This is a genomic window from Caballeronia sp. (assembly GCF_049581465.1).
GTDB lineage: Bacteria > Pseudomonadota > Gammaproteobacteria > Burkholderiales > Burkholderiaceae > Caballeronia.
Window position 1 is genome coordinate 1 of record NZ_JBAUSA010000953.1, and the last position, 4175, is coordinate 4175.

The 4175-nt window shown below is 58.5% G+C and carries 5 protein-coding genes; 1 reads left to right on the forward strand and 4 read right to left on the reverse strand.

Annotated elements, in window-relative coordinates:
- From WCA53_RS23335 to WCA53_RS23350, 4 genes are all read right to left on the reverse strand, one after another.
- The coding region (locus WCA53_RS23335) for an ABC transporter permease (RefSeq protein ID WP_423916038.1) at positions 1–716 on the reverse strand (716 nt) is incomplete at its 3' end.
- Positions 717–779: 63 nt separating this feature from the next.
- Positions 780–1877 (reverse strand): BMP family ABC transporter substrate-binding protein, encoded by a 1098-nt coding sequence (locus WCA53_RS23340; RefSeq protein WP_423916040.1) that lies wholly within the window; start codon positions 1875–1877, stop codon positions 780–782.
- Between the two features lie 81 nt (positions 1878–1958).
- Positions 1959–2306, reverse strand: a complete 348-nt coding sequence (locus WCA53_RS23345; RefSeq protein ID WP_423916043.1) for an amidase family protein — start codon at positions 2304–2306, stop codon at positions 1959–1961.
- Positions 2307–2803: 497 nt separating this feature from the next.
- Positions 2804–3292 carry a hypothetical protein gene (locus tag WCA53_RS23350; RefSeq protein ID WP_423916046.1) on the reverse strand — a complete coding sequence of 163 codons (489 nt, stop codon included), beginning with the start codon at positions 3290–3292 and terminating at the stop codon, positions 2804–2806.
- A gap of 324 nt (positions 3293–3616) precedes the next feature.
- Here WCA53_RS23350 and WCA53_RS23355 point away from each other — a divergent pair, with 324 nt between their 5' ends.
- Positions 3617–4144 carry a DUF6572 domain-containing protein gene (locus WCA53_RS23355; RefSeq protein ID WP_423916048.1) on the forward strand — a complete coding sequence of 176 codons (528 nt, stop codon included), beginning with the start codon at positions 3617–3619 and terminating at the stop codon, positions 4142–4144.
- Positions 4145–4175: the final 31 nt, after the last annotated feature.

The window sequence follows — 4175 nt, forward strand, 5'->3', positions numbered from 1 at the left end:
CGGTTGCTCCCGCCCGCCACACGCATCGCGAAACCGCGGGTGCTGTGCTTGACGAACACCCACGCCGCAATGCATGCGACCACGCCCCAGAACAAACCCCAGTGAACTTCAAAGCCCGGCATTTGCCCAATCATCAGCCCATCCGGCACGGGCAACGTGGAAGGCTTGTTCAGGCTTGCCGGATCGCGCAGCGGGCCTTCAACCAGATGCTTGAAAAGCGCAATGCCGATATACGACATCAACAGGCTGCTGATTGTCTCGTTCACACCGCGCCATTGGCGCAATGCGCCGACCGCGCCGATCCACAGGCCTCCGGCAAGCATTCCCGCAAAAGCCATCAACGGCGTGGCGATAAGCCAAGGCGTGCCGTGCGGCAATATCTGCGGCACCACGGCCGCCGCAAGGCCACCCAGCGCAAGCGCGCCTTCACCCCCGATCACGATCAGGCCGACTTGCGCCGGCAACGCCACGCAGAGCGCGGTGAACATCAACGGTGACGCGCGCAACAAGGTGCTTTGCCACGCGAACGACGAGCCGAATGCGCCTTCAATGATCAAGCCGATGGCATCGAGTGCCGGTTGACCCTGGATCAGCAAAAATAATAGAAACAACAGGACCGTGCCGCCGAGCGCGCAGACAGTTGGCAGTGCAGGCAGCAGCCCAAGCATGACTCGGGCAATGCCGGGGCTCAGGACAGGACTGGCATTGGACGGCATTGCGGCTCCTTCGTCGGCGAGTGACAAGACACAAACAAACAACCGTCCAGGAATCGGCCTCGATCAGATCTGTCCCACGACGCCGGCAACGAGATAGTTCATGCTCTCGAGCACGATGTCGGTTTGCGGATGACTTGTGCCAGTCGCAATGACGTCGGCGCCCTTGTTGTCCTTGATCGGCCCCTTGAAAATCATGAAGTCGCCGGCCACCATCTTTGCCTTCGCCGCGTCAGCGTCCTTCTTCGCTTCGGGCGTCACCTTGGCTCCATACGGTGACATCTTCACGAAGCCCTCCTTCAAGCCGCCGCGCAGCACGTTGGGTGGCGTCTTGCCTGACTGGACATCGTCGACGAGCAATGTGTAAGGCGTCGCCCAGTCCCATTCCGCGCCCGTGAGATATCCCTTCGGCGCGAGGGCCGCCTGGCTCGCGTGATAGCCACAACTCATCGCGCCGCGTTTCTCGGCGGTTTCGATCACGACCTTCGGTCCGTCGACGTGACACGTCAATACATCGCAGCCCTGATCGACTAGACTGTTCGCCGCTTCGGCTTCCTTGACGGGCATCGACCAATCGCCGGTGAATATCACATGCGTGGTGATGGAAGGATCCACTGACTGCGCCCCGAGCGTGAACGAGTTAATGTTGCGCAGGACCTGCGGAATCGGCTTGGCCGCGACAAAGCCGAGCTTCTTGCTCTTGCTGGCATGGCCCGCCACTACGCCATTCAAGTACTGGCATTCATCGATATAACCAAAGTAGCTTGTAATGTTCGACGGGTTCCCCTGCTTCCACAGTCCGCCGCAATGCGCAAAGCGGACGTTGGGATACTTCGCGGCCATCTTGAGTACGTGTGGATCGAAGTATCCAAACGATGTCGCGAAAATCAACGTCGCGCCATCCTGCTCGATCATCGCTTCCATCGACTTCTGAACCGCGATGGTTTCCGGCACGTTCTCCTCTTCAACCACCTTTACGTTCGGCAGCTTTTTGATCACACCCGCCGCTTGCGCCTGGGCCTGGTTGTAGCCATAGTCACCACGTGCCCCGACGTAGATCACACCAGCCGTCAGCTTGGCCGCCGCGAACACGGATTCGAACGGCAGTACGCTGCCGAGCGCGAGGGCGCTGGCGCTCTTTAGGAAGACGCGGCGGTTGGTCATGATGGTCCGTTTCCTTTAGGTAGGTTATCTAACTATTTCTTATTGATCGGCTCATTGATCGGCTTTAACTTCGAATGGGTCTCAATATAAGCAAGCCACCCGCCGAACGCAGTGATGTCGCGAGCATCCGCGTGACCAAGGCAAGCCTGCGACGTCAATGTTGTCCTTGACTGCAAAGGGAACGCCGAACAGCGGCATGCGCTCGATGATTGCGCGACCGTGGGTGCCAAGTAAAACGTCCATCTCGCGCGCCCGGGCGAGAAGATCCGCAGCGCAAATGCGCAGGGTCCAGACCTCCGCCCGATCGACTGCATCAAGTCGCTCAAGGACATCGGCAATCGCACGCGATGGCGTCAACGACCCGTTTGCGTATTGTTCGAGGAGCGCGCGAACAGTGATTGGCACAGCGTGGAATGGGGACGATTTCACGGGTTCAATCTTGAATACAAGATTGAACCCGTAAAGCACGACCCGTGCCCAAAGTCATGTGAACTGCATTCGCGTTGAAAGCCCTGTGCGCTAGGGACTCGCACCGTGAGGACCGGCCGGCGCCGCGCCGCCTTTCGGTTCATGAGCGCCCACAAATGGAGTCACTTGGTGCAACCATCCCAAAATAAGGGCGTGCGCTCATTTCATAAAGCGCATCCCTGCGCCGCCGAAATTGAAAAAGTCCATCCGGCTTGCGCCGAATGGACTTTTGTTTGCAACGAAGCCTGATCGCGGAGGTACCTTGAAGCCGGCACCGTTGCGCTTCCGAGGAAGCCCAGCCGACAGGTTTAAACCAGCCAACTAGCCCGTTCGCTTTCCAGCGGGGATCCGGATCACGACGAGATAAACATTTTGCAGAGCTTGGCGAAGACCGGCCATCGGAGGAATCCGATAGCTCGCCGTGGTGAATTTAACGGATCGCCTGAGCCGGAGCCTGGTCATTGAACACTTGTCACGTCGACCAAAACACGCGTACCCGGAACCACTGAGGCAATCCCAGCCGGTGATTTTGCCTGCACGGTTATCTCGGCGCCTTGCGTGTCCTTGAGGCTTATCAAGCCACGCTGAGCGTCGACACGCGTCACGCTAGCCACCGTCTGGTCGCCCGACGCCGATGGCACGGCCGCGAGCGTCGACGAGTCGAGCACGGTCATGCGAATGCCACGCACAGCCGTGCCGGTCACTTTCGTGCCTGCCTTCAACTTGTCGAGATTCGGCACGTCGGTGCCTACCTGGAACGCTTCGCTGTCGCCCTGCGCATTGACGACGGTGACCGCTCGCGTACTCATGTCCACGGACTGGACCTTGCCGCCTACTTGCACCGACGTCGTGCCGAGGATGGTTGTTGCAAACGCGCTGGAGACCGCGATCGTCGAGGCTGCCGCGATCAAAGCCTGCTTGAGATATTTCGTTGAGGTGGATTTCATGGTGTTGCTCCTGCCGGACAAATTAGGGTCTGCTTATACGTCGTCCGCGCCAGTCGCATAAGCACTTCAAAAAACGTGAACCGAGTTTGTTTTTCGAGATGAGCCCTGTCAATAAATTCTGAGGATTTTTAGGCATCCTCCTATTTTAAATACACAACATTTAGCTTCTTATTAAAACGGTCTATTTCACCGTTTGAGGACTGCCGCCGCGTCCGATGGTCGTACACTGTTGCAATCACGCCCCGCGTACATATTTAGGATGCCGCAGTCCATTACAATACGCGCCTTCAATCTTTGCCCGGCATCGGGCGCTGGGGAAACACCATGTCTCTTCTCGACGTGGATTCAATCGACTACGTCGGTGTGAACAATTTGTTCAAGCGAGTGTATGTCGGCATTTTCGACGAACTGGACTGGGATGACGAAGCGACGCACTTTGCGCTATTAACAAAGAAGATCGATCGTTACACGCAGTACGTCCGCTCTGGTCAGTTGCTCACGGCGTATCCCGTCGTGCGTGGCTATCCGGTGGTTTTTGAATACGTGGCCATGCGGCCCATGACGCGCTCGGCCGAAGCCTTCTGGAAGACGCGTGAGGCGCTCATCCGCTCAGTGGGGTACGGCGTGCGATGCCGCACCGTCGATGTCCGGCATGCGTCGGCCTCCGACACGCCGGTCGATACCGCGGTCAGCGCAACGCCGGCCGCTATCGGACCGGTCGCGAATTTGGCGGCGCATTTGCCGCTGTCTGCACCGGCTGGTGTGCACGAAGAACGACATCGCGACGACATTGTGCATGGCGGCCGGCGCGCGGTACTAGTGATGCGCAAAAAGACGTCGTCAGGACGCTAAGGACACGCGGGTGCTGCCACAAACATAAGCG

Excerpts from the sequence above, each read along its gene's own strand:
- WCA53_RS23340 (WP_423916040.1), bottom strand. The coding sequence starts at position 1,877 with ATGACCAACCGCCGCGTCTTCCTAAAGAGCGCCAGCGCCCTCGCGCTC.
- WCA53_RS23350 (WP_423916046.1), bottom strand. The coding sequence starts at position 3,292 with ATGAAATCCACCTCAACGAAATATCTCAAGCAGGCTTTGATCGCGGCA.
- WCA53_RS23355 (WP_423916048.1), top strand. The coding sequence starts at position 3,617 with ATGTCTCTTCTCGACGTGGATTCAATCGACTACGTCGGTGTGAACAAT.